This is a genomic window from Streptomyces sp. NPDC031497 (genome assembly GCF_055580905.1).
The window spans coordinates 342,537-366,735 of sequence record NZ_JBVIKO010000005.1; the positions used below are offsets into that span (position 1 = coordinate 342,537).

A 24,199-nucleotide genomic window follows, 5' to 3' on the forward strand; every position below is an offset into this window, starting at 1 on the left:
TGGCGATCGTGTGACAGCAGGGGCCGTGGACAGGCCAGGGGTCACAGGGACTCAATAGGCTCCGAACAGTTCCGTGCTCCATCGACTTGGCGTTCCCGTCCCGGTGTGGCGGGCGCGCCTCGGCCCCCTACCGACCTGGAGTTCTCTTGCACCGCAGCATCCTCGCGCCGGGCGCACTCGCGGCGGCCTCCCTCCTGCTGGCGATCCCGGCATCGGCCGCGAGCTACAGCCCCGGCGCGCCGGGCATCGGCGACCCCTACTACCCGTACTACGGCAACGGCGGTTACGACGTCTCCCACTACGATCTGCGTCTGCAGTACCAGCCGGCCACCGACGAACTGGCCGGTACGGCGACGATCCTGGCGCGGACCACGCAGGATCTGTCCAGCTTCGACCTGGACTTCCTCCTCGACGTGAGCGAGGTGCGGGTCAACGGGGCGAAGGCGGACTTCACCACGTCCGGCCAGCACGAACTGGTCGTCACCCCGAAGTCGCCGCTGGCGAAGGGCACGCAGGTCACGGTCGTCGTCCGCTACAGCGGGGTGCCGTCCACGAAGAGCGCCTACGGCTTCAACACCTGGCACCGCACGCCCGACGGTGCGGTCGCGGCGGACGAGCCCGAAGCCGCCTGGTGGTGGTACCCGAGCAACGACCACCCGCTGGACAAGGCGACCTACGACGTCTCGGTGGCCGTCCCCGACGGCACCCAGGTCATCTCCAACGGCCTGCTCCAGTCGACGAGTTCACAGCGCGGCTGGACCCGCTACAACTGGCGGCAGAACAAGCCGCAGGCGACCTATCTGACCACGCTGGCCGTCGGGAAGTTCGACATCACGACGAGCACCTCCGAGGGCGGGGTGCCGGTCGTCAACGCCTACAGCAAGGACCTCGGCGACAACGACGGGGCGGCGCGGGCGAGCGTGGAGCGCACCGGGGAGCTCGTCGACTGGCTCTCCGGCTACTTCGGGCCGTACCCCTTCAGCTCGGCCGGCGGGTATGTGCCGAACACGACGACGGGGTACGCGCTGGAGACGCAGACCCGCGTGTACTACAGCCCCAGGCAGTTCGCGAACGGCTCCAACGCCTCCGTGGTGGTGCACGAACTGGCGCACCAGTGGTACGGCGACGACGTCTCCGTCAAGGGCTGGAAGGACATCTGGCTCAACGAGGGCTTCGCCCGCTACGCGCAGTGGCTGTGGTCCGAGCACGAGGGCGAGGGCACGACGCAGGAACTCGCCGACTACGTGTACGCGTCGCATCCGGCCGACGACGCGTTCTGGACGGTCAAGCCGGGGGATCCGGGTCCCGACGACCAGTTCGACATCGCTGTCTACGACCGGGGGGCGCTGGCGGTCCAGGCGTTGCGGAACGCGGTCGGGGACGACGCGTTCTTCGCGATCCTCAAGGGGTGGCCGAAGGAGCACGCGTACGGGAACGCGTCCGTGGCCGACTTCGAGGGGTACGCCGAGAAGGTGTCGGGGAAGTCGCTGTCGGCGTTGTTCGACGCATGGCTGTTCGAGCCGTCGAAGCCGGCGGTGCCTGCGGCGAAGGCCGGGGTGACGGCGAGGACCGTGGCGCCTGTTCAGCCGAGGTCCTGGAAGAAGATCGAGGCGACGAACGACGTGCACTGAGGGGTTGCCGGGTTCGGTGGTACGGGGACTGCGGGTCGATCGTGGCTGGTCGCGCCCACGCGGCGCAGCCGCAAATCGAACGCAGCCCCGCGCCCCTAGAGGGGCGCGTCATCGCCGTAGGAGTAGACGGTGACCGGGATGTGGCGGGCCACCAGGCGTTCCGCTATCAGCGGCTCCACGCGGGACCACTTGCCGCCCGCCAGGCCGCAGCCGATGCGGGGCATGTGGACGGAGGCGCCGCGTTCGATCGCCGCGTCGGCCAGCTTGCCCAGGGCCGTGTCGATCGCCTCGTAGCGGACCGGCACGCCCTTGCTGCCGGTTCTGGTCCCCCGCTGGCCGATCATGTTGGCCACCCAGATGTACCGCTCGACGCGGACCAGTTGCACCGCGCCCAGACCGAAGTCGTTGTTCGCGCGGTCGCGGTGCCAGGCACGGTACGCCTTCTCCGGCTCCGGCCAGCGGCGCGAGAGCGCCAGGACGAAGCCCTTCCCCCAACCCCCCAGGTCGTTGCAGACGTGGGCGATCACCTTGACACCCTTGCCCGACGGCGTGGTGGCGTCACCCCGGATGTAAGTGATCTCCGACATGACGCCACCGTAGGCGATGCCACTGACAAGGGCACCGACCTGCTACTCCGTGAGCCGCGACAGCTCCTTGTCGGCCGTCTGGAAGACCCTGCGGCGGACCCCGAACCAGCCCGCCACCAGCAGTGCGGCGATGACCGGGATGAGGAGGAGGGTCTTGCGGCCCACCTCCGGGTCCTTCCACATCATGCCGAGGCAGACCAGCAGGAAGGCGATCGTGGCGATCTCGGTGACCGGGCTGAAGCGGAGACGGAACGCGGGGCGGTCGACCAGGCCCGCCTTCGCACGGCGGACGAAGATCAGGTGACAGAGCATGATGATCACCCAGGTGCTGATGATGCCGAGGGAGGCGACGTTCAGCACGATCTCGAAGGCCTGGCTGGGCATCAGGTAGTTCAGGCCGACGCCGAGCACGCAGACCGCGCAGGTCAGCAGGATGCCGCCGTAGGGGACCTGGCTGCGGTTCATGCGGGCGGTGAACTTCGGGGCCGAGCCGGCCACCGCCATGGAGCGCAGGATGCGGCCCGTGGAGTAGAGGCCGGAGTTGAGGGAGGACATCGCCGCGGTCAGGACCACCAGGTTCATGACGTCACCGGCGCCCGAGACACCGATCTTGGAGAGGACCGTCACGAAGGGACTCTGGTCGGCCGAGTACACCGAGCCGGGCAGGAGCAGGGCCAGCAGGACGACCGAGCCGACGTAGAAGATGCCGACCCGCCACATGATCGAGTTCACCGCGCGGGGGACGACCTTCTCCGGCTGGGCGGTCTCGCCCGCCGCCACGCCGACCAGTTCCAGGGCCGCGTACGCGAAGATCACGCCCTGCATGACCAGGACGACCGGCATCAGGCCGTGCGGGAGGACACCGCCGTGGTCGCCGATGACGCTCAGGCCCGGGGTCCGGCCGTCGACCTTGTGCTGGGTGGCCAGCAGGAAGATGCCGATCAGCATGAAGCCGACCAGGGTCGCGACCTTGATGATCGCGAACCAGAACTCCATCTCGCCGAAGATCTTCACCGAGATGAGGTTCACCGCCAGCACCACGGCCAGGGCGATCAGCGCGAGCGTCCACTGCGGGATGCTGGTGAACATGCTCCAGTAGTGCGTGTAGAGCGCGATCGCGGTGATGTCGGCGATGCCGGTCGTCGACCAGTTCAGGAAGTACATCCAGCCGGCGACGTACGCCCCCTTCTCGCCGAGGAACTCACGCGCGTACGACACGAAGGATCCGGACGACGGGCGGTACAGGACCAGCTCGCCGAGGGCGCGGACGACGAAGAAGGCGAAGATTCCGCAGACCAGGTAGGCGAGGGCGAGCGCCGGGCCCGCGTTGTGGAGGCGTCCGCCGGCGCCGAGGAAGAGACCGGTACCGATCGCGCCGCCGATGGCGATCATGTTGACGTGCCGGGCCTTGAGGTCCTTGCTGTAGCCGGCGTCGCCCGCGTCCGCGGGCGCCTGGGCCGCGTCGGTCCGGGTGGCGACGGCCTGTGCCGTGTCCACGGCGTTCTTGCTCACAGGTGGTTCCACTCTCTGGTGCGCCCGAGCGGGTCGCGCTCGGGTGTCCGGACGTACTCGGTCGGCGCGCTCGGGTGGTGGGCACAGACCAAGGGGCCACCTTCCCCCGGCCACCTGGGCCTTTGCGATGGCACAGATCACAGAGCGGCACTTCTCACAAGATTATGATCATGACATCTGCGTGAAGATCTGCTGAACAGATGATCGTGCGGCTCGCGCCCGTCCTGGTGTCACAGTGCCGCTGTGACAGCGATACTGCTCCGCATGACGACCGACACCGACAGCGAGTCCGGGGAGCCGGCGCTCACGATCGACGAACTGGCCGCCCGGGCCGGCACCACGGTCCGCACGGTCCGGTTCTACGGCACCAAGGGGCTGCTTCCGCCGCCGGTGATCGGCGCGCGCCGGGTGGGCCACTACGGGCCCGACCACCTGGCCCGGCTGGCGCTCATCGAGGAGCTTCAGCACCAGGGCATGACGCTGGCGGCGATCGAACGCTATCTGCACCGGCTGCCGCCCGGGCTGAGCCACCACGACCTGGCCGTCCACCGCGCCGTGGTGGCCTCCTGGGCCCCGGACACCGAGGAGACGGTGACCGCCGGGGAGCTGCGGCGACGGGCCGGGCGGCAGCTGGACGAGGGGGACGTCGAGCGGCTCGTCGCGATGGATGTCGTACGGCCCGACGGGGACGGCTACCGCATCGATCCGGGCCTGCTCCGGCTCGCCGTGCAGCTGCTGGACGTACCGCTGTCCGAGAAGGCGATCCTGGCCGCGCGCACGGTACTGATCGAGCACTCGCGTGCGGCCGCCCACGCGTTGTCGCAACTGTTCCGGGCCGAGGTGGCGGAGCGGACCGAGCAGGACGTGAAGTCCCTGTCCGCCCATGTGCAGCCGCTGGTGGTGCAGGCGCTCCTGACGACGTTCCAGCGCTCGCTCAAGGACGAGGTGCACCAGTGGCTCGCCGGCCCGGAGGACGAGCTGCCCTCCTGAGGGCGGGGACCAGGCCGGACGCCTCCCGGGCGTCCGGCCTGTGGTGTGTCGCCGAGGGGAACGGACCCGTCAGCGGCCGTCGGTGAAGGTCTCCCCCTTGTCCGCCTTCTCCACCAGCAGGGCGGGCGGGGTGAAGCGGTCGCCGTAGGTCTCGGCGAGTTCGCGGGCGCGGGCCACGAAGCCGGGCAGGCCCCCTTCGTAGCCGTTGATGTACTGGAGGACGCCGCCCGTCCAGCCGGGGAAGCCGATGCCGAAGAGCGATCCGATGTTGGCGTCGGCGACCGAGGTCAGGACGCCCTCCTCCAGGAGGCGGACGGTGTCCAGCGCCTCGGCGAAGAGCATCCGCTCCTGCATGTCCCGGAACGGGATCTCCTGGCCCGGCCGCGTGAAGTGCTCGCGCAGGCCCGGCCAGAGCCCGGCACGCTTGCCGTCCTCGGCGTAGTCGTAGAAACCGGCGCCGCCGCTGCGGCCGGGGCGGCCGAACTCGTCGACCATGCGGTCGATGACGGCCTCGGCCGGGTGCGCGGTCCAGGTGCCGCCGGCCTCCTCGACGGCCAGCTTCGACTCGCGGCGGATCTTCTGCGGCAGGGTGAGGGTCAGCTCGTCCATCAGGGAGAGCACCTTGGCCGGGTAGCCGGCCTGGGCCGCCGCCTGCTCGACGGAGGCGGGCTCGATGCCCTCGCCGACCATGGCGACGCCCTCGTTGATGAAGTGGCCGATCACCCGGGAGGTGAAGAAGCCGCGCGAGTCGTTGACGACGATCGGCGTCTTGTTGATCTGCCGGACCAGGTCGAAGGCGCGGGCCAGGGCCTCGTCGCCGGTGCGCTCGCCCTTGATGATCTCGACCAGCGGCATCTTGTCGACGGGCGAGAAGAAGTGCAGGCCGATGAAGTCCTCCTGGCGCTCCACTCCCTCGGCGAGGGCGGTGATGGGGAGCGTGGAGGTGTTGGAGCAGAGCAGGGCGTCTGGGGCGACGACCGCCTCGATCTCCTGGAACACCTTGTGCTTGAGCGAGGTGTCCTCGAAGACGGCCTCGATGACCGCGTCACAGCCGGCGAGGTCCTGCGGGTCCGCGGTGGGCGTGATCCGGGCGAGCAGCGCGTCCGCCTTCTCCTGGCTGGTACGGCCCTTGGCGACGGCCTTGGCGCACAGCTTCTCGGAGTAGGCCTTGCCCTTCTGGGCGGCCTCGGCGGAGACGTCCTTGAGGACGACGTCGATGCCCGCGCGGGCGCAGGAGTAGGCGATGCCGGCGCCCATCATGCCCGCGCCGAGGACGGCGACCTTGGTGACCTTGCGGGGCTCGACGCCCTTCGGCCGGTTGGCGCCGGAGTTGACGGCCTGGAGGTCGAAGAAGAACGCCTGGATCATGTTCTTCGAGATCTGCCCGGCGGCCAGCTCCACGAAGTAGCGGGCCTCGATGACCTGGGCGTTGTCGAAGTCGACCTGGCTGCCCTCGACGGCGGCGGCGAGGATGCGGCGCGGCGCCGGGTAGGGGGCGTTGTTGGTCTGCTTGCGCAGGCTCGCCGGGAAGGCGGGCAGGTTGGCGGCGAACTTCGGGTTGGCGGGCGTGCCGCCGGGGATCCGGTAGCCCGGGGTGTCCCAGGGCTGCCGGGACTCGGGGTGGGCGTCGATGAAGGCGCGGGCCTTGGCCAGCAGCTCCTCCGGCGTCTCGGCCACCTCGTGGACCAGGCCGTTCTCCTGGGCCCGGCGGGCGTTGTACTGGGTGCCCTGGAGGAGGACCTTCAGCAGCGCGTCGGCGATGCCGAGCAGGCGCACGGTACGGACGACTCCGCCGCCGCCCGGGAGCAGGCCGAGGGTGACCTCGGGGCAGCCGATCTTGGTGCCGGGGGTGTCGAGGGCGACGCGGTGGTGGCAGGCCAGGGCGAGTTCGAAACCGCCGCCGAGGGCCGCGCCGTTGATGGCGGCGACGACGGGCTTGCCGAGGGTCTCGATGCGGCGCAGATTGCGCTTGATGGCGAGGCCGCCGTCGAAGAGGTCCTGGGCGGTCTCGGGGGTGACCCGGATGAGGTCGCGCAGGTCGCCGCCGGCGAAGAAGGTCTTCTTGGCGGAGGTGAAGATGATCCCCCGGATCGCGTCCTGCTCGGCCTCCAGGCGGTCGGCGACCGCGGCGAGGGACTCGACGAAGGCCGCGTTCATGGTGTTGGCGGACTGGTTGGGGTCGTCCAGGACGAGGGTGACGACGCCGGTGTCGTCCTGTTCCCAGCGGATGGTGGTGCTCTCGGTCATGTGAGGGTCTCCGTGAGGTCTCTTGGTTCCGCCGGGGTTTTCAGACGCGCTCGACGATCGTGGCGATGCCCATGCCGCCGCCCACGCAGAGGGTGGCGAGGCCGTAGCGCTTGTCCTGGCGCTCCAGTTCGTCCACCAGGGAGCCGAGGATCATCGCACCGGTGGCGCCGAGCGGGTGGCCCAGTGCGATCGCGCCGCCGTTGACGTTGACCTTGTCCAGGGACAGGCCCATGTCCTTGACGAAGCGCAGCACGACCGCCGCGAACGCCTCGTTGATCTCGACCAGGTCGATGTCGTCGATGGTGAGGCCGGCCTTGGCGAGCGCCTTGCGGGTGGCGGGGGCGGGGCCGGTGAGCATGATGGTCGGTTCGGAGCCGGAGACGGCGGCCGCGATGATCCGCGCGCGGGGGGTGAGGCCGTAGCGCTCGCCGATCTCCTTCGAGCCGATGGCGACCAGGGAGGCGCCGTCGACGATGCCGGAGGAGTTGCCCGCGTGGTGGACGTGGTCGATCTTCTCGACCCAGTGGTACTTCTGCAGGGCGACCGCGTCGAAACCACCCAGTTCGCCGATGTCGGCGAAGGAGGGCTTGAGCTTGGCGAGGGAGTCGGCGGTGGTGCCGGGGCGCAGGTGCTCGTCGTGGTCGAGGACGACCAGGCCCGCGCGGTCCTTCACGGGGACCACGGAACGCTCGAAACGGCCCTCCTTCACGGCCGTCGCCGCCCGCTCCTGGGAGAGCGCCGCGTACTCGTCGACGTCCCGCCGGGAGAAGCCCTCGATGGTGGCGATCAGGTCGGCGCCGATGCCCTGCGGCACGAAGTTGGTGGCCAGGTTGGTCATCGGGTCGTTGAACCAGGCGCCGCCGTCGGAGGCCATCGGCACCCGGGACATGGACTCGACACCGCCCGCGAGGACGAGGTCCTCGAAGCCCGAACGGACCTTGGCGGCGGCCATGTTCACGGCTTCCAGGCCCGAGGCGCAGAAGCGGTTCTCCTGCACGCCGGCGACGGTGTCGGGCAGTCCGGCGGCAATTGCGGCGATCCGCGCGATGTCGGAGCCCTGGTCGCCGACCGGGCCGACGACACCGAGCACGATGTCGTCGATCGCGGCCGGGTCCAGGCCCGGGAAACGGCCCTGGATCTCGTGGATGAGACCCACGACCAGGTCGATGGGCTTCGTGCCGTGCAGGGCGCCGTTCGCCTTGCCGCGGCCGCGCGGGGTGCGGATCGCGTCGTACACGTACGCTTCGGTGCTCACTGACAAGCCTTTCAACGAGGGTTCGGGGGCGGTGGGGGGTCAGAGCCAGTTCTTGACGGTCTCGACCAGGCGGGCCGGGTCCGGGCCGACGGGGGTCACGTCCAGCGTGGTCACGCCCGCCTCGCGGAAGGCGGCGATGCGGTCACGGACGTACCCCTCGGGGCCGCACAGGGATATCAGCTCGCAGAACTCGTCCGGTACGGCGGCCGCCGCGTCCCGGTGGCGGCCGGCGAGGTACAGCTCCTGGATGAGCCGGGCCTCCTTCTCGTAGCCGTAGGCGACGGCGAGGTCGTTGTAGAAGTTCTTGCCCGGGGCGCCCATGCCGCCGACGTACAGGGCGATCCTGGGGCGGGCCAGGTCGCGGGCGGCGGCGGCGTCCTCGCCGATGGCGAGCAGGCCGCCGGCGACGATCCCCAGCGGTCCGAGGGCCGGGTCGCGGCGGGCGGCGCCCTCCGCCAGCGGGGTCCCCCAGACGTCCTGTGCCTTCTCGGGGATGAACAGGGTGGGCAGCCAGCCGTCGGCGATCTCGGCGGTCATCCGGACGTTGGCGGGGCCGAGCGAGGCCACGTACAGCGGGACGGCGGGGCGGACCGGCCTGGTGAGGATCTTCAGGGGCTTGCCGAGGCCGCCGGGGCGGGGCATGTCGGTGATGCCGTGGTGGTCGATGGTCTCGCGGCGCAGGATCCGCCGGGTCAGCTCGATGGTCTCGCGGGTGCGGCCGAGGGGCTTGTCGTACGCCTTCCCGTGCCAGCCCTCCACCACCTGCGGGCCGGAGGCGCCGAGCCCGATGATCGCGCGGCCGCCGGAGATCGCGTCGAGGCCTGCGGCCGTCTGGGCGATGAGAGCGGGAGTGCGGGAGTACACGTTGAGGATTGCGGAGCCGATCTTCATCCGCTCGGTACGGGCGGCCAGGTATCCCATGATGGTGGGCGAGTCGAAGCCGTAGGCCTCCGCGACCCAGACCGTGTCCAGGCCCGCCGACTCCAGCGCGGCCGCCTGGTCCGCCGCGGCACGCGGGTCGCCCGCGTAGTCGAGGAAGGTCGAGAGCTCCATCAGGTGGCGTCCTTGTCGTCGTCGAGCAGGGCGGGTACGGCCCAGTCACGGGCCACCTCGACGGTGTCCGCGCCGGGCTGGGCGGGGGCGGTGCGCACGGCCGTGGGGGTCGAGGAGAAGCGGGGGGCGGGGGCCGGCTGGGTGATGCCGCCGTGGTCGGTGAAGGTGCCGCGGGCGGCCAGATGGGGGTGGTGCGGGGCCTCGCCCAGGGAGAGCACGGGGGCCACGCAGGCGTCGGAGCCCTCGAAGACGGCCGTCCATTCCTCGCGGGTACGGGCCTTGAACCGGGCGGCGACCCGCTCGCGCAGCTCGCTCCAGCGGGTCCAGTCCTTGCGGGCGTCGGCCAGATCGTCGACGCCGCCCAGCAGCCGGAGGAACTCGGCGTAGAACTGCGGCTCCAGGGCGCCCACCGCCATGTATCCGCCGTCCGCGGTCTCGTAGGTGCCGTAGTACGGGCAGCCGCCGTCCAGCAGGTTGGCGGCGCGCCGGTCCTGCCAGCCGCCGGCGGCCACCATGCCGTGGATCATCGCGGCGAGGTGTGCGGTGCCGTCCACGATGGCCGCGTCCACGACCTGGCCGGTGCCGGTCGCGCGCGCGTGGTGCAGCGCGGCCAGGACGCCGACGACGAGGTAGAGGGAGCCGCCCGCGTAGTCGCCGAGCAGGTTGGCGGGGACCGCCGGGGGTTCGTCGGGACGGCCGATCATGCCGAGGGTGCCGGTGACGGCGATGTAGGCGATGTCATGGCCCGCGCGGTGGGCCAGCGGCCCCTCCTGGCCCCAGCCGGTCATCCGGCCGTAGACCAGGCCGGGGTTGCGGGCATGGCAGTCCTCGGGGCCGACGCCGAGGCGCTCGGCGACACCGGGGCGGTAGCCCTCGACGAGGATGTCGGCGCGCTCGGCCAGGTCGAGGACGCGGGCCGGGCCGTCCGGGGCCTTCAGGTCGACGAGCACCGAGCGCTTGTTGCGGTTGGTGACGTCGTACGCCGGGTCGATGGCGAGTCCCGGGCCGCCGGGCCGGTCGACGCGGACCACGTCGGCTCCCAGGTCGGCCAGGAGCATGGCGGCGAACGGGCCCGGTCCGATGCCGGCCAGCTCGACCACGCGCACGCCGGAGAGCGGGCCGTGTCCTGGCGTCCCTGCCGTGGTCATGCCGCCCCCAGTCATTGACACAACTGATGTAACACCGACGATGCTAGGAACACGTTCCACCGGGCACAAGGGTGGACGAGCAAGCGCTTAGTCAAGATACCCGGTGGGGGTGCGTCCGCACTCCTCACGCTAGCCTCAGCCACCGACAACGGCGCGGGTTGCAAGACCGAGGGGTGTCATGAGCAGGCTGAAGACGACGGACCGTCCCTACGACATCGTGCTCTTCGGGGCCACCGGCTTCGTCGGCGAGCTCACCGCCGACTACCTCGCCGCGCACGCGCCCCAGGGCCTGCGCTGGGCGGTCGCGGCCCGGGACGAGCGGAAGCTGGAGGCGCTGCGCGAGCGGCTGCCGGCCGGCACGGAGGTCGGGCTGCTGCGCGCCGACGTCGCCGAGCCCGCCACCATCCGCGCTCTCGCGGAGAACGCGCGCGTGGTGGCCACGACGGTCGGTCCGTACGGCCGTTACGGCGAGGACCTGGTCGCGGCCTGCGCGGACACCGGGGCGGACTACCTGGACCTGTGCGGGGAGCCCGAGTTCGTGGACCTGACGTACGTACGGCACGACGCACGCGCGCGGGAGACCGGGGCCCGCCTGGTGCACGCCTGCGGCTTCGACTCGGTCCCGCACGACCTGGGCGCGTACTTCACGGTCCGCCAGCTGCCCGAGGGCGTGCCGCTGACCGTGGACGGCTTCGTGACCGCCGACGCGACCTTCTCCGGAGGCACCTTCGCCTCCGTCCTCGACCAGTTCGCGCGCCCCCGGCAGATGATCGCCGCCGCCCGGGACCGCGCCCGGCACGAGCCCCGGCTGCTGAGCCGCCGGGCGACCGCGCCCGCCGGGCCGCCGCGCTTCGCCAAGGAGATCGGTGCCTGGGCGCTGCCGCTGCCCACCATCGACGCCCAGGTCGTGCGCCGTTCGGCGAAGGCCCTGGACCGCTACGGCCCGGACTTCCGCTACCGGCACTACGCGGCCGTCACGCATCTTCCGGTGGCGCTCGGCGGGGTCGCGGCCGTCGGCGCGGTCGCCGCGGCCGCGCAGCTGCCGCCCGCCCGGCGCTGGCTCTCGGATCGCCTCAAGCCCGGCGAGGGGCCCGGCGCGGAGAAGCGGGCCCGCAGCTGGTTCAGGGTCCGGTTCGTCGGCGAGGGCGGCGGGCGGCGGGTCTTCACGGAGGTCTCGGGCGGCGATCCCGGCTACGGCGAGACGGCGAAGATGTTCGCCGAGGCCGCGCTGTCCCTGGCCTTCGACGACCTGCCGGCGACGGCCGGCCAGGTCACCACCGCGCAGGCGATGGGAGACGCGCTGACCGAACGGCTGCGGGCGGCCGGGATCGGCTTCCGGGTGGCCGCGACCCGCTAGCGGGCGCCGGCCCGGGTCAGGACTGCCAGGCCACCACGGTGCAGAGCATCCCGACGATCCAGGCGAACCCGGCCACCACGGCGAGGACGAGCGCCGCGTTGACGGCGCGCTCGACGGGCTGGGCGGGGTCGGCGACGGGCTTGGGCGTGCGGTGTGTCGTCATGCGGGCCAGCCTGCCCCGGGGACCAGGGCCGCCACATCCGTACGCGTACTCAGTACGGATACTCAGGCCCGGGCCTCCCGCAGTGCCCTGCGGCACAGCGCGTCCGCACGGCGGGTGGTCTCGGGCAGGCGGTACTCCGGGGTGAGCGCCAGCGTGTGGGCGCAGGCGTTGTCGAGGCTCACCCGGTGGCCGACGGAGACGAACACCGGTTTGACACCGTCCCGGGTGCGCAGCGCGCGGCCGACCTCCTCGGTGCCGGCGAGGAGCGGTGCCCGGCTGCCGCGCGGGGCGTCCGGGTCGTCGTACGCGAAGGCGAACGGGTTCTTGGCGACGCCGATGGTGGGCAGGCCGGTGAGGACGCCGAGGTGGCTGGCGAGGCCGAAGCGGCGCGGGTGGGCGAGGCCGTAGCCGTCGCAGACGACCAGGCCCGGCGAACACGGCAGGGCGTCCAGGGCGGCCCGTACGGTGGGGATCTCACGGAAGGCGAGCAGGCCGGGCACGTACGGGAAGGAGACCCGGCCGACGGCGGTGGCCTCGGCTACGGGCTCCAGGGTCGCCGCGTCCAGCACGACGGCCGCCGCGGCGACCAGGTCCCGGTCGTCGTCGTAGGCCACGTCGACCCCCGTGACATGGCCCGCGCCGGGCGCCGGTCCCGGCTCGTCGAGAACCACCCGCCCCCGCAGCTCGTCCTGCACGGCCAGGGCCGCTTCCTCGGTGGCGGGCCAGCCCGCGGGTACGCGTACGGTCGTCATGGTGGCCACGAGCGTACGGCGCGCCACGCGCGCGTGCGGCGACGGGTCGGACCATGATCCGTCGGCGGTCCGTCAGGACCCGGCGCAGGACGCCGCCCACGCGCGCGTGCCGGCCGAAGCGCGACCCCGGCGTGCGGCCCGGCTCACTCGTGCGGGGCGGGTCAGCTCTTCTTGGCGTCCAGAGCGCGTTGCAGTTGTGCCTTGTTCATGTCCGAGCGGCCCTCTATGCCGCGCTGTTTGGCCTCTTCGTAGAGCTGGTCGTAGGTCGGGCCTGCGGCGCCGCTGTGCGAGCGCTTGCCGCCGCGCCTGCCGGAGGACATGTCCTGGAGGGACGTACGGCTGGCGGTCTTGGCCTCGCCGGAGCGGGCGCGTTCCTTGTTGACGGTCCGCGCGGCGATCTCCTCGGCGCGCTGTTCGCTCTCGCCCCGGTCGAGCGCGCTGTCCTTGATGTGCTCGTACTGACGTTCCCGCTTGGGGCTGGATCCACGTGGCATGACCACCGCTCCCTTCGTGGGTGTGCTCGCCACCGGGTACCCGCGGGTCAGCGCTCCAGACGTGCCACCCGCCCCTGCTCACCGGCCGCCCAGCAGCTGAGGTCGGGGGTGCAGTCGACGGTGTCGTAGGAGCCGGTGTCGACGGTCCGCCAGGTGCGGCCGCCGTCGGTGGTCAGGTCGGTGCCGGTGGGGCCGACGGCGAGGGCGGCGGTGTGGCTGTGCGGGAGCCAGGCCGCGCCGGAGCGGTAGGCGGGCGGCGGTGTCGTCGCGGGCTGCCAGGTGCGGCCGCCGTCGCGGGTGACCGCGGCCGCCTGCGGGGAGGGCTGGTCGGGGCGGTAGTCGCCGCCGACCGCCAGACCGTGGGTGCGGTCGCGGAAGGCGAGGGCGAAGACGCCCTTGGCCGGGTCGCCGGCCGGGACGGGCGTGTCGGCGGCGGTCCAGGTCAGTCCGCGGTCGGTGGAGTGCAGCACGCGCGCGTGCGCGCCGCCTCCGGTGGCCAGCCAGGCGTCCTTCGGCCCGGCGGCGACCAGGCACTGGCCACTGGCCGCGAAGCCGGCCTCGCCGTCCAGGGCGGCCGGCATCCCGGTGCTGGGCAGTACCCGCCAGGAGCGGCCGCCGTCGCCGGTGGCCAGGATGCGGAACTTCCCGTCCACCGGGTCGCTCATGGCGATGCCGTGGCGGTGGTCGAAGAAGGTCATGCAGTCGTAGAAGGCGGCGGGGTCGGTGTTGCGGAACGATTCGGTCCAGGTCGCCCCGCCGTCCTCGGTGCGGTAGACACGGGACGCCTCGCCCTCGCCGATGGCCAGCACCACCGCGCGGCGCGCGTCGAACGCCTCGACGTCCCGGAACTGGAGGTCGCCCGCGCCCGGCGGAGAGACGTTCCGCCAGGTCGTCCCGCCGTCGGTGGTGCGCAGCACGGTGCCGGCCGTGCCGGCCAGCCAGGCGGCGTGGCGGTCGACGGCGGCCAGGCCGCGGAACCGCACGTCCGGTGTGCCGGGGTTCTTGAGCACCCAGTGCGGAGCGGGTGTCGCCGCGTGCGCGGAACCCCCGGTCAGCGCGGCCAGCGCCGCCGCGCACGCCACCCCCACCGTCACCGCCCGGCTCGTACGTCCCGTCCGTCCTGCCCGCCGCGTGCTCCCCAAGCGCCTCATGGCGCGGGAAGTTAGCCCACTGTCCCGGCGCCGTCCAGAGGGCCTCGCCTTCGCAAGGACCAGGTAAGCCCCAGGTGTGAATGAGCCCGGTGACCGAGGTCACTCGCACTTCGTGTGCACGGATCGGCCGCTTCCGTCGTCTCTTCCAGTGCCAGGTGTTGTACGTCCGCAAATTCGTCCAGCCGTCACTAGGGAGCAAGGGTTTGTCCACTCTCATCGAGCAGCCCGTGGAGGCCCGCCTGGTCGCCGCGTCGCCGCGTATGCCGAGCATTCCCGCCCGTCTCTGCTACGACAGCGAGGACCCCTTCGCCGTCCGTATGACCTTCCCGGCCCCGGCCACCCTGGAGGGCGTCGACGTCTGCTGGACGTTCTCCCGCGACCTGCTCGCGGCCGGCCTGCACGCCCCGGAGGGCCACGGGGACGTCCGGGTGCGGCCGTACGGCTACGACCGGACCGTGCTGGAGTTCCACGCCCCCGAGGGCACCGCTGTCGTCCATGTGCGCACGGGCGAGATCCAGCGGTTCCTGGAGGCGACCGGTGACATGGTGCCCACCGGTCTCGAACACCTCCGGCTGGACCTGGACCACGACCTGGCCGAGCTGATGCGGGACGCCTGCTGAGCCGGCCTGTGGCGCCCGTCGCCCGGCGGGCGGGCTCGCGGTTAATTGCGTTGACACCCCGTTGGGGCCCTCCTAACTTGTACGACGGTTCTGTTGCCGTCGATAGGAGAAGGACGTTGCTCGTCTGAGGACTCGAGACACCGCGTCACACCCGTGAGGTGTGTCTGTGGCGTTCGACCTCGGCGTGCGAGCCGTCCTCCGGCACGGGATCCCTTCCCCGGCCCCTCGGCTGCTGTCCCGCGGTGTCTCGACACGCGTCTGTCCCCGACACCGCAAGCAACCGCGAGGCGCCCATGTCTGCTTCCGTCACCTGTACGTCCCTGTCCTTCTCCTGGCCTGACGGCTCCCCCGTCCTCGACGGCCTCGATCTCGCCGTAGGCCCCGGCCGGACCGGTCTCGTCGGCGTCAACGGATCAGGGAAATCCACGCTTCTCAAGCTCATCGCGGGTGAGCTCACCCCGTCCGACGGCACCGTGAAGGTGGCCGGCGAGGTCGGGTACCTCCCGCAGAGCGTCACCCTCGACACCGCGCTGCGCGTCGACGAGACGCTCGGCATCGCCGCCCGGCGGGCCGCGCTGCACGCCATCGAGGCGGGCGACGCGTCCGAGGCGCACTTCGAGACGCTCGGCGACGACTGGGACGTGGAGGAGCGCGCCCTGGTCACGCTCGGCGAGCTCGGGCTCGGTCACATCGGACTCGACCGGACCGTCGGCGAGGTCTCCGGCGGCGAGTCGGTGCTGCTGCGGCTGGCCGCGCTGCTCCTGGACCGGCCGGACGTACTGCTGCTCGACGAGCCCACCAACAACCTCGACCTGTATGCCCGCAAGCGGCTGTACGCGGCCGTCGCGTCCTGGCCGGGCCTGCTGATCGTGGTCAGCCACGACCGTGAACTCCTCGACCTGGTCGACCAGATCGCCGACCTGCGTGCCGGGGAGGTCACCTGGTACGGCGGCAACTTCTCGGCGTACGAGGAGGCTCTCGCCGTCGAACAGGACGCGGCCGAGCGCATGGTGCGGGTCGCCGAGGCCGACGTCCGCAAGCAGAAACGCGAACTGTCCGACGCCCAGGTCAAACTGGCCCGCCGCAAGCGGTACGGACAGAAGATGTTCGACCAGAAACGCGAACCGAAGATCGTCATGGGGGCGCGCAAGCGGGCGGCACAGGAGTCCGCGGGCAAGCACCGCATCATGCACGAGGAACGGCTGAGCGAGGCGAAGGAGCGGCTGGACGAGGCGGTGGAGGCGGTACGGGACGACGACGAGATCCGCGTCGAACTGCCGTACACGGCCGTACCGCCGGGCCGGAACGTGCTGACGCTGGAGAATCTGGAGCTCGCGCACGGCTCGCGGGTGAAGGGGATCCTCGATCTGCGCGGGCCCGAGCGGATCGCGTTGATCGGGCGCAACGGAGCGGGCAAGACGACGCTGCTGCGCACGATCGCCGGGGAGCTGGAGCCGGTCGCGGGCGAGGCGCACGCGCATGTGCCGCTGCGTTTCCTGCCGCAGCGGCTGGACGTCCTCGACGGGGAGCTGACCGTGGCCGAGAACGTGGCCCGGTTCGCGCCGGGCGCCACCAACAACCGGGTCCGGGCCCGGCTGGCCCGCTTCCTGTTCCGGGGCGCCCGCGCCGACCAGCGGGCGGCCACGCTCTCCGGCGGCGAACGCTTCCGGGCGGCGCTGGCCGCGCTGCTGCTGGCCGAGCCCGCCCCGCAGCTGCTGATGCTGGACGAGCCGACGAACAACCTGGACATGGCGAGCGTGCGGCAGCTCACCACTGCCCTGGAGTCGTACCAGGGCGCCCTGATCGTGGCCAGTCACGATCTTCCCTTCCTGGAGTCGATCGGGATCACCCGCTGGCTGCTGATGGCGGACGGGGAGCTGACGGGCACCGCACCGGAGGAGGTGGCGCGTCTCAGGACGGGCACAGCCTGACGGCGGGGGTTTTGTCGACACGGACCCGCCCTGCATGATGGCGGTCCGGCGCCCGCACAATGGGCGCCGGACCGAACCGCCGACCCCGGAGACCCGTCGTGCCCAGCAAGAAGGCCCTCATCCGCCGCCCCAGCCCGCGCCTCGCCGAAGGTCTGGTGACGCACATCGAGCGGGAGAAGGTCGACGTCGAGCTCGCCCAGGAACAGTGGGAGGCGTACGCGGAGACGCTGCGCGGGCACGGCTGGGAGACCGTCGAGGTCGACGCGGAGGACGACTGCCCGGACTCGGTCTTCGTCGAGGACACGGTCGTCATGTACAAGAACGTGGCGCTGATCACCCGGCCCGGCGCCGAGTCCCGGCGCGAGGAGACCGCCGGGGTCGAGGAGGCGGTGGCCCGCCTCGGCTGCTCGGTGAACTGGATCTGGGAGCCGGGCACGCTCGAGGGCGGTGACGTCCTCAAGGTCGGCGACACCCTCTACGTGGGCCGCGGCGGGCGCACCAACGCGGCCGGGGTGCAGCAGCTGCGGGCGGTGTTCGAGCCGCTGGGCGCGCGGGTGGTCGCCGTACCGGTGAGCAAGGTGCTGCATCTGAAGTCGGCGGTGACCGCGCTTCCCGACGGAACGATTCTGGGGCACATCCCGAACGTGGACCGGCCCTCGCTGTTCCCGGGCTTCCTGGCGGTGCCCGAGGAGGCGGGCGCCCATGTGGTGCTGCTGGGCGGCGGCAAGCTGCTGATGTCGTCGAGCGCCCCGAAGACGACGGAACTGCTGACCGACCTCGGCCACGACGTGGTCACGGTGGACATCTCCGAGTTCGAGAAACTCGAGGGATGTGTGACGTGCCTCTCGGTGCGGCTGCGGGAGCTGTACGTCTGACCGGGTGATCGACTCATCCCTGCGGCCCTGGGACCTGCGGGTCCCGGGGGTGTTTGGCATGTCCCGATTCGCCCTGAGCACAGCACCTGATCAGCGGTCTTTACGGCGCGCTTAACCTACGGCTTCGTAACCTACGGGTTCGTAGCCTACGATCACGTAGGTTTCCGGCACCGCTCGCCGGTCTTCTCCCGTTCATTCGCTCGTGTTCGGCGTCCCCCTGGAGTTCTCGTGACGATCACTTCCCCCACTCTCGGCAGCTCGTCCGCATGGACCGACGCACGGCTGCTGTACGCCCTGGAGGAAGTGGTCGAGAAGGAACTGAACCGCCATCTGCAGGTCGCCAAGGACTGGATGCCGCACGAGTACGTGCCGTGGTCGGACGCCCGTAACTTCCCCGGTTTCTTCGAGGACGGCGTGGCCTGGGGCAAGGAGCAGTCCAAGGTCACCGAGATCGGCCGGATCGCCCTGGTGGTGAACCTGCTCACCGAGGACAACCTGCCCAGCTACCACCACGAGATCGCCTCGCTGTTCGGCCGGGACGGCGCCTGGGGCACCTGGGTGCACCGCTGGACCGCCGAGGAGGGCCGGCACGGCATCGTGATGCGCGACTACCTGCTCGCCTCCCGCGCGGTCGACCCGGACAAGCTGGAAGCGTTCCGGATGTCGCACATGAGCGAGGGCTTCGAGTCCGACAACAGGCACTCGATGCTGCACTCGGTCGCCTATGTCGCCTTCCAGGAGCTCGCGACCCGCATCTCGCACCGCAACACCGGCCACCAGTCCGGCGACCCGGTCTGCGACCGCATGCTGGCCCGGATCGCGACCGACGAGAACCTGCACATGGTCTTCTACCGCAACCTTCTGAAGGCCGCCTTCGAACTCGCCCCCGATCTGACCATGCAGGCGGTGCGTGACGTCGTGGTCGAATTCCGGATGCCCGGCCACGGCATCCCCGGCTTCGAGCGGGCCGCCGCCCAGATGGCCATCGGCGAGGTCTACAACCTGCGCATCCACCACGACGACGTGATCCAGCCGGTACTGCGCCACCTGAAGGTCCTGGAGATCGACGGCCTCGGCCCGGAGGGCCGGCAGGCGCAGGAGGAACTCGGCCTGTTCATGGGCGGGCTGGACGCGGAAGCGCTGAAGTTCGACGAGAAGCTGGCCGCGCGCAAGGCGCGGATGGCGGCGCGCGCCGGCGCGTGAACCCCCGAGGGGCGGGCGCGCGGATTTCCCGGTGCGCCCTGTCGGTGGCCTGCGGCATCATGCGCGCATGCCTGCTGACATCACCTCCGGCCGGGCGGTCGGCTTCCTCCTCGACCTGATCGGCTCCGGGGACGCCGACCGGGTACGCACGCGTGTCGGGCTGCCCCGGCCGGCGCCGGAGGACCTCCGGGAGGCCCGGCGCCGGATCCCGTGGGAGCTGCCGGCGTTGCCGTCCTCGGTGGTGCTGTGGATGCTCCAGGAGGACGACCCAGGTCTCAACCCCGTCGTCTGGCGCCTCCTCTCCGACCGGGACACGGCGCTGCGCAGGGCCATCCTGGACGGGGTGCCGTTCGGCCCGGGCCGGCTGCTCGCGGTGGAGGTCGACCCGGTCCTGCGCGACGACTACGAGCATCCGCCGGTCCCGGACCGGGTCGCTCGCCTCGGCCTGGTGCCGGCCCTGCGCGAGTCGACCACGATGGCCGCCGCACGGGAGGCCACCTCCATGGTGTACCGGCGCGAGCACTGGCAGACGGTCGCGGAGGCGGACCGCGAGAACTCCCTTCCCGGTTACGTCCGGTGGGCCCTGGCCGTCCGCCCGGACTGCCCGCCCTCGCTGCGCGCCCAGTTCGGCGCCCACCGCAAGTTCGACTTCCGCGTCCGGCAGGCCGGGATCATGACGGACCCCGCCGAGTACGCCGTGGGCCACAGCCCCGCCCGGGACGTGCTGAAGGTGCTCTCCCTGGGCCATGTGATGTTCCCGCGCCGGATCGCCGAGGCCGAGCACGCCCTGCGCCCGCTGGTCCGCGACCACCTGGGGGACCGCGAGGATGCCTGGGCGGTACTGGCCCAACTGCTGGAAACCTTCCACGGCACGACCCGGGAACTGGTCGTGACCGCGGGGGCCATCGCCTAGGCCGTCGCTCGTTCCTTGTACCGGTCCGGGTAGCGTTCGGTGAACTTCACCGCCCAGACCAGCAGGACGATGGGGACGACCCAGTTGAACCAGTCGCTCTGTCCGGGCAGGCGGACGGCCAGCCAGGTGGAGAGGGCCATCAGCGCGAAGACCACGCCCCAGGCCGTGGTCAGCACCCTGTTGACGTGTGTGAAGACGGGCGAGCTCCAGTACTCGCGCGGCACCGAGTGGCGGGCGTACTGCGCCGTGAAGGGGTCGGAGAGCAGGGAGCCGAGCGCCACGACGGCCACCACCGCGTTGGAGATGACCTGGGCGTAGGTCTCCAGCCAGATCAGCTCGTGGCGGTCCAGGGCGAGGGCCAGGACGCAGAGCACGGCGAAGAACACGATGGCGACCATGTCCAGCACGAAGAACCGGCCCCGGAGCATGTCCTTGCCGGACAGCACGACCGCCGCGACCAGCGCCGCCAGCGCCGCGTACTCCCAGGTGCTGGGGTTCGCGACGACGCCGAAGATGATCCACGGGGCGAAGGAGAGGAAGACGCTCCCGGTGCCGACGGGCTTCTCGGCCCGGGTGCTGACGGCGGGCCGCTGTTCCGTGTGTCCCATGGGAGCTCCTCCCATCGCCACCTGGCTCTCCTACCAGCGTGCCGCGCGAGCGGGCCGCCCGCATGTCTCCGCTGTGCGGCGCCGTCCGAGGGCTCCTGGCCTGGAAGGGCGGGCGACGGCCGGGCCGGGACCGTCCCGGCGACCGAGGTAGCCGCATACCGGAGCCGCCATGACCTATCGGTTCAGCGAGAACGACCAGTCCGGCCACGAGATCCGGCTCGGCCTCGGCTCGGCCTGGCGGCAGGGCGCCGACGTGGGTGAGGCCCTGGCCACCGTGGCCGTTGCGGCGGACGACGACGGGGAGACCTGGTTCCGGGGCTGGTCCGGGCCTGTTCTGGGCCCGTTCCCGGCCTGGTCCGGGCCGGCGGACCGGATCCGCGAGCAGGTCGCCCGGAGCGCGCCCGCGGGCCGTACGGCCGGCTGGACGTTCTGGTGGCGTCCGTCCAGAAGCCCTTCCAGGGGGGCGGGGCGGCCGGATTCGAACCGGCGTGCTCTGGTTCTGGAGACCGGTGCGCCTGCCTCTGCGCTACGGCCCCGCCCTTGCGTCAGATCGTAATGCCTTGGCCCGATGTCAGTGGCGGCTGATACCGATGAAGCGTCGGGGAACTGCGCGGCGGGGGGCTGCACATGGCGTACGGAGAGCGGGGGGCGGCCACGCCCGCCTGTGGTCGATCTGGCCGACCGCAGGGCACTCGAGGCGTACCGGCCGGCGGATCAGGAGACGGTCGCACAGGCGCGGCGGCTGAAGGAGGCCGCCCTGCCGGACTTCGGGCTGACGGAGTCGGCGGTGGCGTCGTGGCTGTACTCGAAGTGCGCGCACCAGATCCCGACGACGGCGATCGACACCGCGGCCGTCGTCGCCTCGGGCGACGGCACCTGTCTGCTGCAATGGACCGCTCCAAGGGCCGCCCGGTCACCGGCCTGCGCGAGCTGGCCCGGGACGTCGATGCCTGGGAGGCCCGGCTGCGCCGGGCCGCCGCGCACTCCGACGAGGGCGGCGGCGACAGCGACGTGGTCCATCAGATCCTCGCCAACGCCGAGCTGTCCCGGCTGAAGAGGCACCGGGCGGTGGTGGTCCGGCTGGCGGCCCTGCTCCCGGCGAAGCTGCGCGCGACCTACCTGGTGGGGGCGTCGGAGCGGCAACAGCGGTACTGGATGGAGGTGTTCATGGAGATGCGCGGGAGCTGAGGGTCAGTCCTCCGGCGGTGCCGTCCGGTGCACACTGCGTACGGCGGCGACGTCGGCCGGGAGCGTCGGTGCCGGGATGTGGGCGCTGAGGTCGGCCAGACGGCGTTTGACGCCGGCGGCGATGCCGGTGCCGAGGCGGTAGCGGGTGGCCGTGCCGGCCTGGGCCGCGTGGTCGAGGAGGCGGTGGGCCTCGCGGCTGCGCAGGCCGGTGTGGGTCAGGACGAGATGGGCGAGGCGGTGCTCGGTGCCCGCGAGGGCCTGCCCGACGGTCTCGGCGGCGGCCAGGTCCAGCCGGTTGTCCGGCGCCGCGAGCACGGCGGCCGCGCGGACCCGCCCGAGGTCGAGCAGGGTGACCCCGGCCGAGGCCGCCGCCGTCACCAGGCGGGCGGCGGCCCGGGGACCGATGCCGTTGCTGGCGGCGGAGAGCCGGGACAGGCGCCCGTACGGGGCCCGGTCCAGGGCGTCGGCCAGCAGCAGCGCACCCGCGTCGCCCAACCGGGCCGCGGACACGTACAGTTCGTCGACCGCGCCCCCGGCGACGACGGCGGCCAGCGCCCGGGCACCGGCCTCGCCCAGCGGGTTGCCGCCGACGAAGAGCCGCTCGATCCGGCGCCCGCCGTCGGCGGCCACCAGCAGCGCGTCGGCCAGCACCGCCGCTCCGGCCGGGTCGAGCCCGGTCTGCACGAGGTCGAGGGTGCGCAGGGAGCGCGCGGACTCGATGAGTTCGGCGGCGGCCCGCCCGCCCCCGCTGCCCAGCGGGTTCCGCTTCAGCCAGACGCCGGTGACGATCTGGGGGGAGGCGCGCAGCTGGTCGGCGATCCGGCAGGCGCCGCCCGCCGTGATGCCGTTGCAGCCGAGGTAGAGCGTCTCGACCTCGGCGCCGGACCCGGCCACCGCGGCGGCGCCCTCGTCGCCGAGCGCGTCCGTACCGAGCAGCAGATGCCGTACCGGAGTGGGGCCTTCGCCCAGGGCGTCGGCGATCAGGGCGGCGCCCGCCGCGCCGACGCCCTGCTTGCACAGGTCTAGGCGGCCGTCGGGCAGCGCGGTGCCGGCCGTGAAGTCCAGCCGCTCCCCCGCCGGGCGCCCGGCCCGCAGCCAGTCGAGCAGCGGGGCGAGTTCGGCGGCCGGGCGCGGCACGACATGCGGTACCCCGGCGAACCTCGGCTCCTCGCTCACCACGCCGCCTCCCGGTAGTCCTTCAGGAACACCCCGGACACCGGGTCGCCGGCCTCACCGCGCACGATCGGGTCGTAGACGCGGGCCGCCCCGTCGACGATGTCGAGGGGGGTGCGGAAGCCCGCGCCCGCCGTCCGGGCCTTCTTCGGCGCCGGGTTCTCGTCGGTGATCCAGCCGGTGTCGACGGCGCACATGTGGACGCCCCGCTCGGCGAGTTCGGCGGCGCTGGTGCGGGTGAGCATGTTGAGGGCGGCCTTGGCCATGTTGGTGTGCGGATGGCCGGCCATCTTGTTACGGACGGCGAAGCGGCCCTCGACGGCGGTCACGTTGACCACGTACCGGCGTGGGTGCGGCGAGGCCAGCAGCAGCGGCAGCAGCCGGTCGCAGAGCAGGGCCGGGGCAAGGGCGTTGACGAGCTGGGTCTCCAGGACCTCGGCCGGGTCCAGGCCGCCGAGCCGGGCCGACCAGGAGTTCTCGGGAGAGGGATCGGGCAGCAGGCCCGCCTCGTCGGCCTCCCGCAGCGCGACGGGCAGGTACCCGGCTCCGTTCGCCGGTGTCCGCAGCGGCGTGAACCCGGGGGCCCGCCGGGCGCCCGGGGGCAGCGCGGCGCGCTCCCCTGCGGCCAGCAGCGCGTAGGACTCGGGCGGTCTGCGCACGGTCTGGGCCGCGTTGTTGACGAGGATGTCCAGCGGCTCGCCCGCCTGCCGCAACTCCTCGCACAGGCCGAGCACTTGGCGCGGGTCGCGCAGGTCGACGGCGAGCACGGCCAGCCGGTCCAGCCATTTCTCGCTGCCGGGGGCGGCTTCGAAGCGGCGCACGGTGTCGTGCGGGAAGCGGGAGGTGACCAGGACCTCGGCGCCGTCGCGCAGCATCATCCGCGCCAGCTGGAAGCCGATCTTCACCCGGCCGCCAGTGAGCAGCACCCGGCGTCCGCTCAGGTCGGTGCTCAGGGAGCGGCGGGCGGTGTTGTCTGCGGCGCAGCCGGGGCAGAGCCGGTGATAGAAGGGGTCGACCTGTCGATAGGGCGACTTGCAGACATAGCAGGTGCGCGGCTTGCGGAAGACGCCCCCGGCGCCGGGTCCGGCCAGTGGCGCGTCCTCGCGGCGGTCCAGGGCGCCGGTCGCGGTCGCGGCCATCACCGCGGCGTCCGCCGACGACAGTTCGGCGCCGCGTTCCTTGCGGCGCCGCAGCCGTCCGTCGCGGGCGAAGGAGGCGGCGACCTGCTCGGCGCGCAGCCGCACCGGGTCGTCGACGGGCAGCGCCCGCAGCTTCCCCACCACGGCGTGGAAAGCCGTCAGTTCCGCCTCGGTGATCGCCTCGCTCATCCGTCCCGCCGCCCCGTGTC

Annotated in this window: 22 protein-coding genes, 1 tRNA gene and 1 pseudogene; 10 read left to right on the plus strand and 14 right to left on the minus strand. The window is 72.1% G+C overall.

Annotated elements, in window-relative coordinates; translation table 11 throughout:
- Positions 1-146 precede the first annotated feature (146 nt).
- A complete protein-coding gene (locus ACZ5K7_RS12940) occupies positions 147-1,631 on the plus strand; it encodes a M1 family metallopeptidase (RefSeq protein ID WP_351705478.1) in 1,485 nt (494 codons plus the stop codon).
- Between the two features lie 95 nt (positions 1,632-1,726).
- Here ACZ5K7_RS12940 and ACZ5K7_RS12945 read toward each other — a convergent pair whose 3' ends face one another.
- On the minus strand, positions 1,727-2,218 hold the full coding sequence (locus ACZ5K7_RS12945) for a macro domain-containing protein (RefSeq protein WP_468913017.1): 492 nt from the start codon (positions 2,216-2,218) through the stop codon (positions 1,727-1,729).
- 42 nt (positions 2,219-2,260) lie between these two features.
- Positions 2,261-3,730 carry an amino acid permease gene (locus tag ACZ5K7_RS12950; protein WP_468913019.1) on the minus strand — a complete coding sequence of 490 codons (1,470 nt, stop codon included), beginning with the start codon at positions 3,728-3,730 and terminating at the stop codon, positions 2,261-2,263.
- Positions 3,731-3,994: 264 nt separating this feature from the next.
- Here ACZ5K7_RS12950 and ACZ5K7_RS12955 point away from each other — a divergent pair, with 264 nt between their 5' ends.
- Positions 3,995-4,720, plus strand: a complete 726-nt coding sequence (locus ACZ5K7_RS12955) for a MerR family transcriptional regulator (protein ID WP_351705469.1) — start codon at positions 3,995-3,997, stop codon at positions 4,718-4,720.
- Between the two features lie 69 nt (positions 4,721-4,789).
- Here ACZ5K7_RS12955 and ACZ5K7_RS12960 read toward each other — a convergent pair whose 3' ends face one another.
- From ACZ5K7_RS12960 to ACZ5K7_RS12975, 4 genes are read right to left on the minus strand one after another with little or no spacing between them, the layout of a single operon-like run.
- Entirely contained in the window at positions 4,790-6,967 is a 2,178-nt protein-coding gene (locus ACZ5K7_RS12960; protein ID WP_351705466.1) for a 3-hydroxyacyl-CoA dehydrogenase NAD-binding domain-containing protein, read from the minus strand.
- 40 nt (positions 6,968-7,007) lie between these two features.
- Positions 7,008-8,222, minus strand: coding sequence for an acetyl-CoA C-acetyltransferase (locus tag ACZ5K7_RS12965; protein WP_351705463.1), 1,215 nt, complete (start codon positions 8,220-8,222; stop codon positions 7,008-7,010).
- Between the two features lie 39 nt (positions 8,223-8,261).
- Positions 8,262-9,275, minus strand: a complete 1,014-nt coding sequence (locus ACZ5K7_RS12970) for an LLM class F420-dependent oxidoreductase (protein WP_450973055.1) — start codon at positions 9,273-9,275, stop codon at positions 8,262-8,264.
- Positions 9,275-10,423, minus strand: a complete 1,149-nt coding sequence (locus ACZ5K7_RS12975; RefSeq protein WP_351705458.1) for a CaiB/BaiF CoA transferase family protein — start codon at positions 10,421-10,423, stop codon at positions 9,275-9,277. The genes ACZ5K7_RS12970 and ACZ5K7_RS12975 overlap by 1 nt, the downstream gene beginning before the upstream one ends.
- 178 nt (positions 10,424-10,601) lie before the next feature.
- On the opposite strand from ACZ5K7_RS12975, the gene ACZ5K7_RS12980 reads away from it, so the two are divergent.
- Entirely contained in the window at positions 10,602-11,780 is a 1,179-nt protein-coding gene (locus ACZ5K7_RS12980; protein ID WP_450973056.1) for a saccharopine dehydrogenase family protein, read from the plus strand.
- 16 nt (positions 11,781-11,796) lie between these two features.
- Here the strand turns inward: ACZ5K7_RS12980 and mmpA are convergent, their stop codons facing one another.
- From mmpA to ACZ5K7_RS13000, 4 genes are all read right to left on the minus strand, one after another.
- A complete protein-coding gene (gene mmpA / locus ACZ5K7_RS12985) occupies positions 11,797-11,943 on the minus strand; it encodes a morphogenic membrane protein MmpA (RefSeq protein WP_351705452.1) in 147 nt (48 codons plus the stop codon).
- A 62-nt stretch (positions 11,944-12,005) separates the two neighbouring features.
- Positions 12,006-12,695: an endonuclease V gene (locus tag ACZ5K7_RS12990; RefSeq protein ID WP_351705449.1), complete on the minus strand. Its 690-nt coding sequence runs from the start codon at positions 12,693-12,695 to the stop codon at positions 12,006-12,008.
- A gap of 161 nt (positions 12,696-12,856) precedes the next feature.
- Positions 12,857-13,189 carry a plasmid stabilization protein gene (locus ACZ5K7_RS12995; RefSeq protein ID WP_468913023.1) on the minus strand — a complete coding sequence of 111 codons (333 nt, stop codon included), beginning with the start codon at positions 13,187-13,189 and terminating at the stop codon, positions 12,857-12,859.
- 47 nt (positions 13,190-13,236) lie between these two features.
- Positions 13,237-14,340, minus strand: coding sequence for a WD40/YVTN/BNR-like repeat-containing protein (locus ACZ5K7_RS13000; protein WP_468913024.1), 1,104 nt, complete (start codon positions 14,338-14,340; stop codon positions 13,237-13,239).
- Between the two features lie 203 nt (positions 14,341-14,543).
- Here ACZ5K7_RS13000 and ssgD point away from each other — a divergent pair, with 203 nt between their 5' ends.
- From ssgD to ACZ5K7_RS13025, 5 genes are all read left to right on the plus strand, one after another.
- Positions 14,544-14,960: a spore wall synthesis regulator SsgD gene (ssgD, locus tag ACZ5K7_RS13005; RefSeq protein ID WP_468913026.1), complete on the plus strand. Its 417-nt coding sequence runs from the start codon at positions 14,544-14,546 to the stop codon at positions 14,958-14,960.
- A 293-nt stretch (positions 14,961-15,253) separates the two neighbouring features.
- Positions 15,254-16,891, plus strand: a complete 1,638-nt coding sequence (locus ACZ5K7_RS13010; protein ID WP_468913027.1) for an ABC-F family ATP-binding cassette domain-containing protein — start codon at positions 15,254-15,256, stop codon at positions 16,889-16,891.
- Positions 16,892-16,989: 98 nt separating this feature from the next.
- On the plus strand, positions 16,990-17,766 hold the full coding sequence (ddaH, locus tag ACZ5K7_RS13015) for a dimethylargininase (protein WP_468913028.1): 777 nt from the start codon (positions 16,990-16,992) through the stop codon (positions 17,764-17,766).
- Between the two features lie 228 nt (positions 17,767-17,994).
- Positions 17,995-18,969, plus strand: a complete 975-nt coding sequence (locus tag ACZ5K7_RS13020) for an acyl-ACP desaturase (RefSeq protein WP_351705431.1) — start codon at positions 17,995-17,997, stop codon at positions 18,967-18,969.
- Positions 18,970-19,036: 67 nt separating this feature from the next.
- Entirely contained in the window at positions 19,037-19,882 is an 846-nt protein-coding gene (locus tag ACZ5K7_RS13025; RefSeq protein ID WP_468913029.1) for a hypothetical protein, read from the plus strand.
- Here ACZ5K7_RS13025 and ACZ5K7_RS13030 read toward each other — a convergent pair.
- Both ACZ5K7_RS13030 and ACZ5K7_RS13035 read right to left on the minus strand, forming a co-directional pair.
- Positions 19,879-20,490, minus strand: a complete 612-nt coding sequence (locus ACZ5K7_RS13030) for a hypothetical protein (protein WP_468913030.1) — start codon at positions 20,488-20,490, stop codon at positions 19,879-19,881. The two genes, ACZ5K7_RS13025 and ACZ5K7_RS13030, sit on opposite strands and share 4 nt — an antisense overlap.
- A 462-nt stretch (positions 20,491-20,952) precedes the next feature.
- Positions 20,953-21,028, minus strand: a tRNA-Trp gene (locus ACZ5K7_RS13035).
- 126 nt (positions 21,029-21,154) lie between these two features.
- Here ACZ5K7_RS13035 and ACZ5K7_RS13040 point away from each other — a divergent pair.
- Positions 21,155-21,376, plus strand: a pseudogene (locus ACZ5K7_RS13040) (hypothetical protein); the annotation flags it as partial.
- A 2-nt stretch (positions 21,377-21,378) separates the two neighbouring features.
- Positions 21,379-21,678 (plus strand): hypothetical protein, encoded by a 300-nt coding sequence (locus ACZ5K7_RS13045; RefSeq protein WP_468913267.1) that lies wholly within the window; start codon positions 21,379-21,381, stop codon positions 21,676-21,678.
- Positions 21,679-21,681: 3 nt separating this feature from the next.
- Here ACZ5K7_RS13045 and ACZ5K7_RS13050 read toward each other — a convergent pair whose 3' ends face one another.
- Positions 21,682-22,854, minus strand: coding sequence for a leucine-rich repeat domain-containing protein (locus ACZ5K7_RS13050; protein ID WP_450973058.1), 1,173 nt, complete (start codon positions 22,852-22,854; stop codon positions 21,682-21,684).
- A complete protein-coding gene (locus ACZ5K7_RS13055; protein ID WP_468913032.1) occupies positions 22,851-24,179 on the minus strand; it encodes an SDR family NAD(P)-dependent oxidoreductase in 1,329 nt (442 codons plus the stop codon). The genes ACZ5K7_RS13050 and ACZ5K7_RS13055 overlap by 4 nt, the downstream gene beginning before the upstream one ends.
- Positions 24,180-24,199 lie beyond the last annotated feature (20 nt).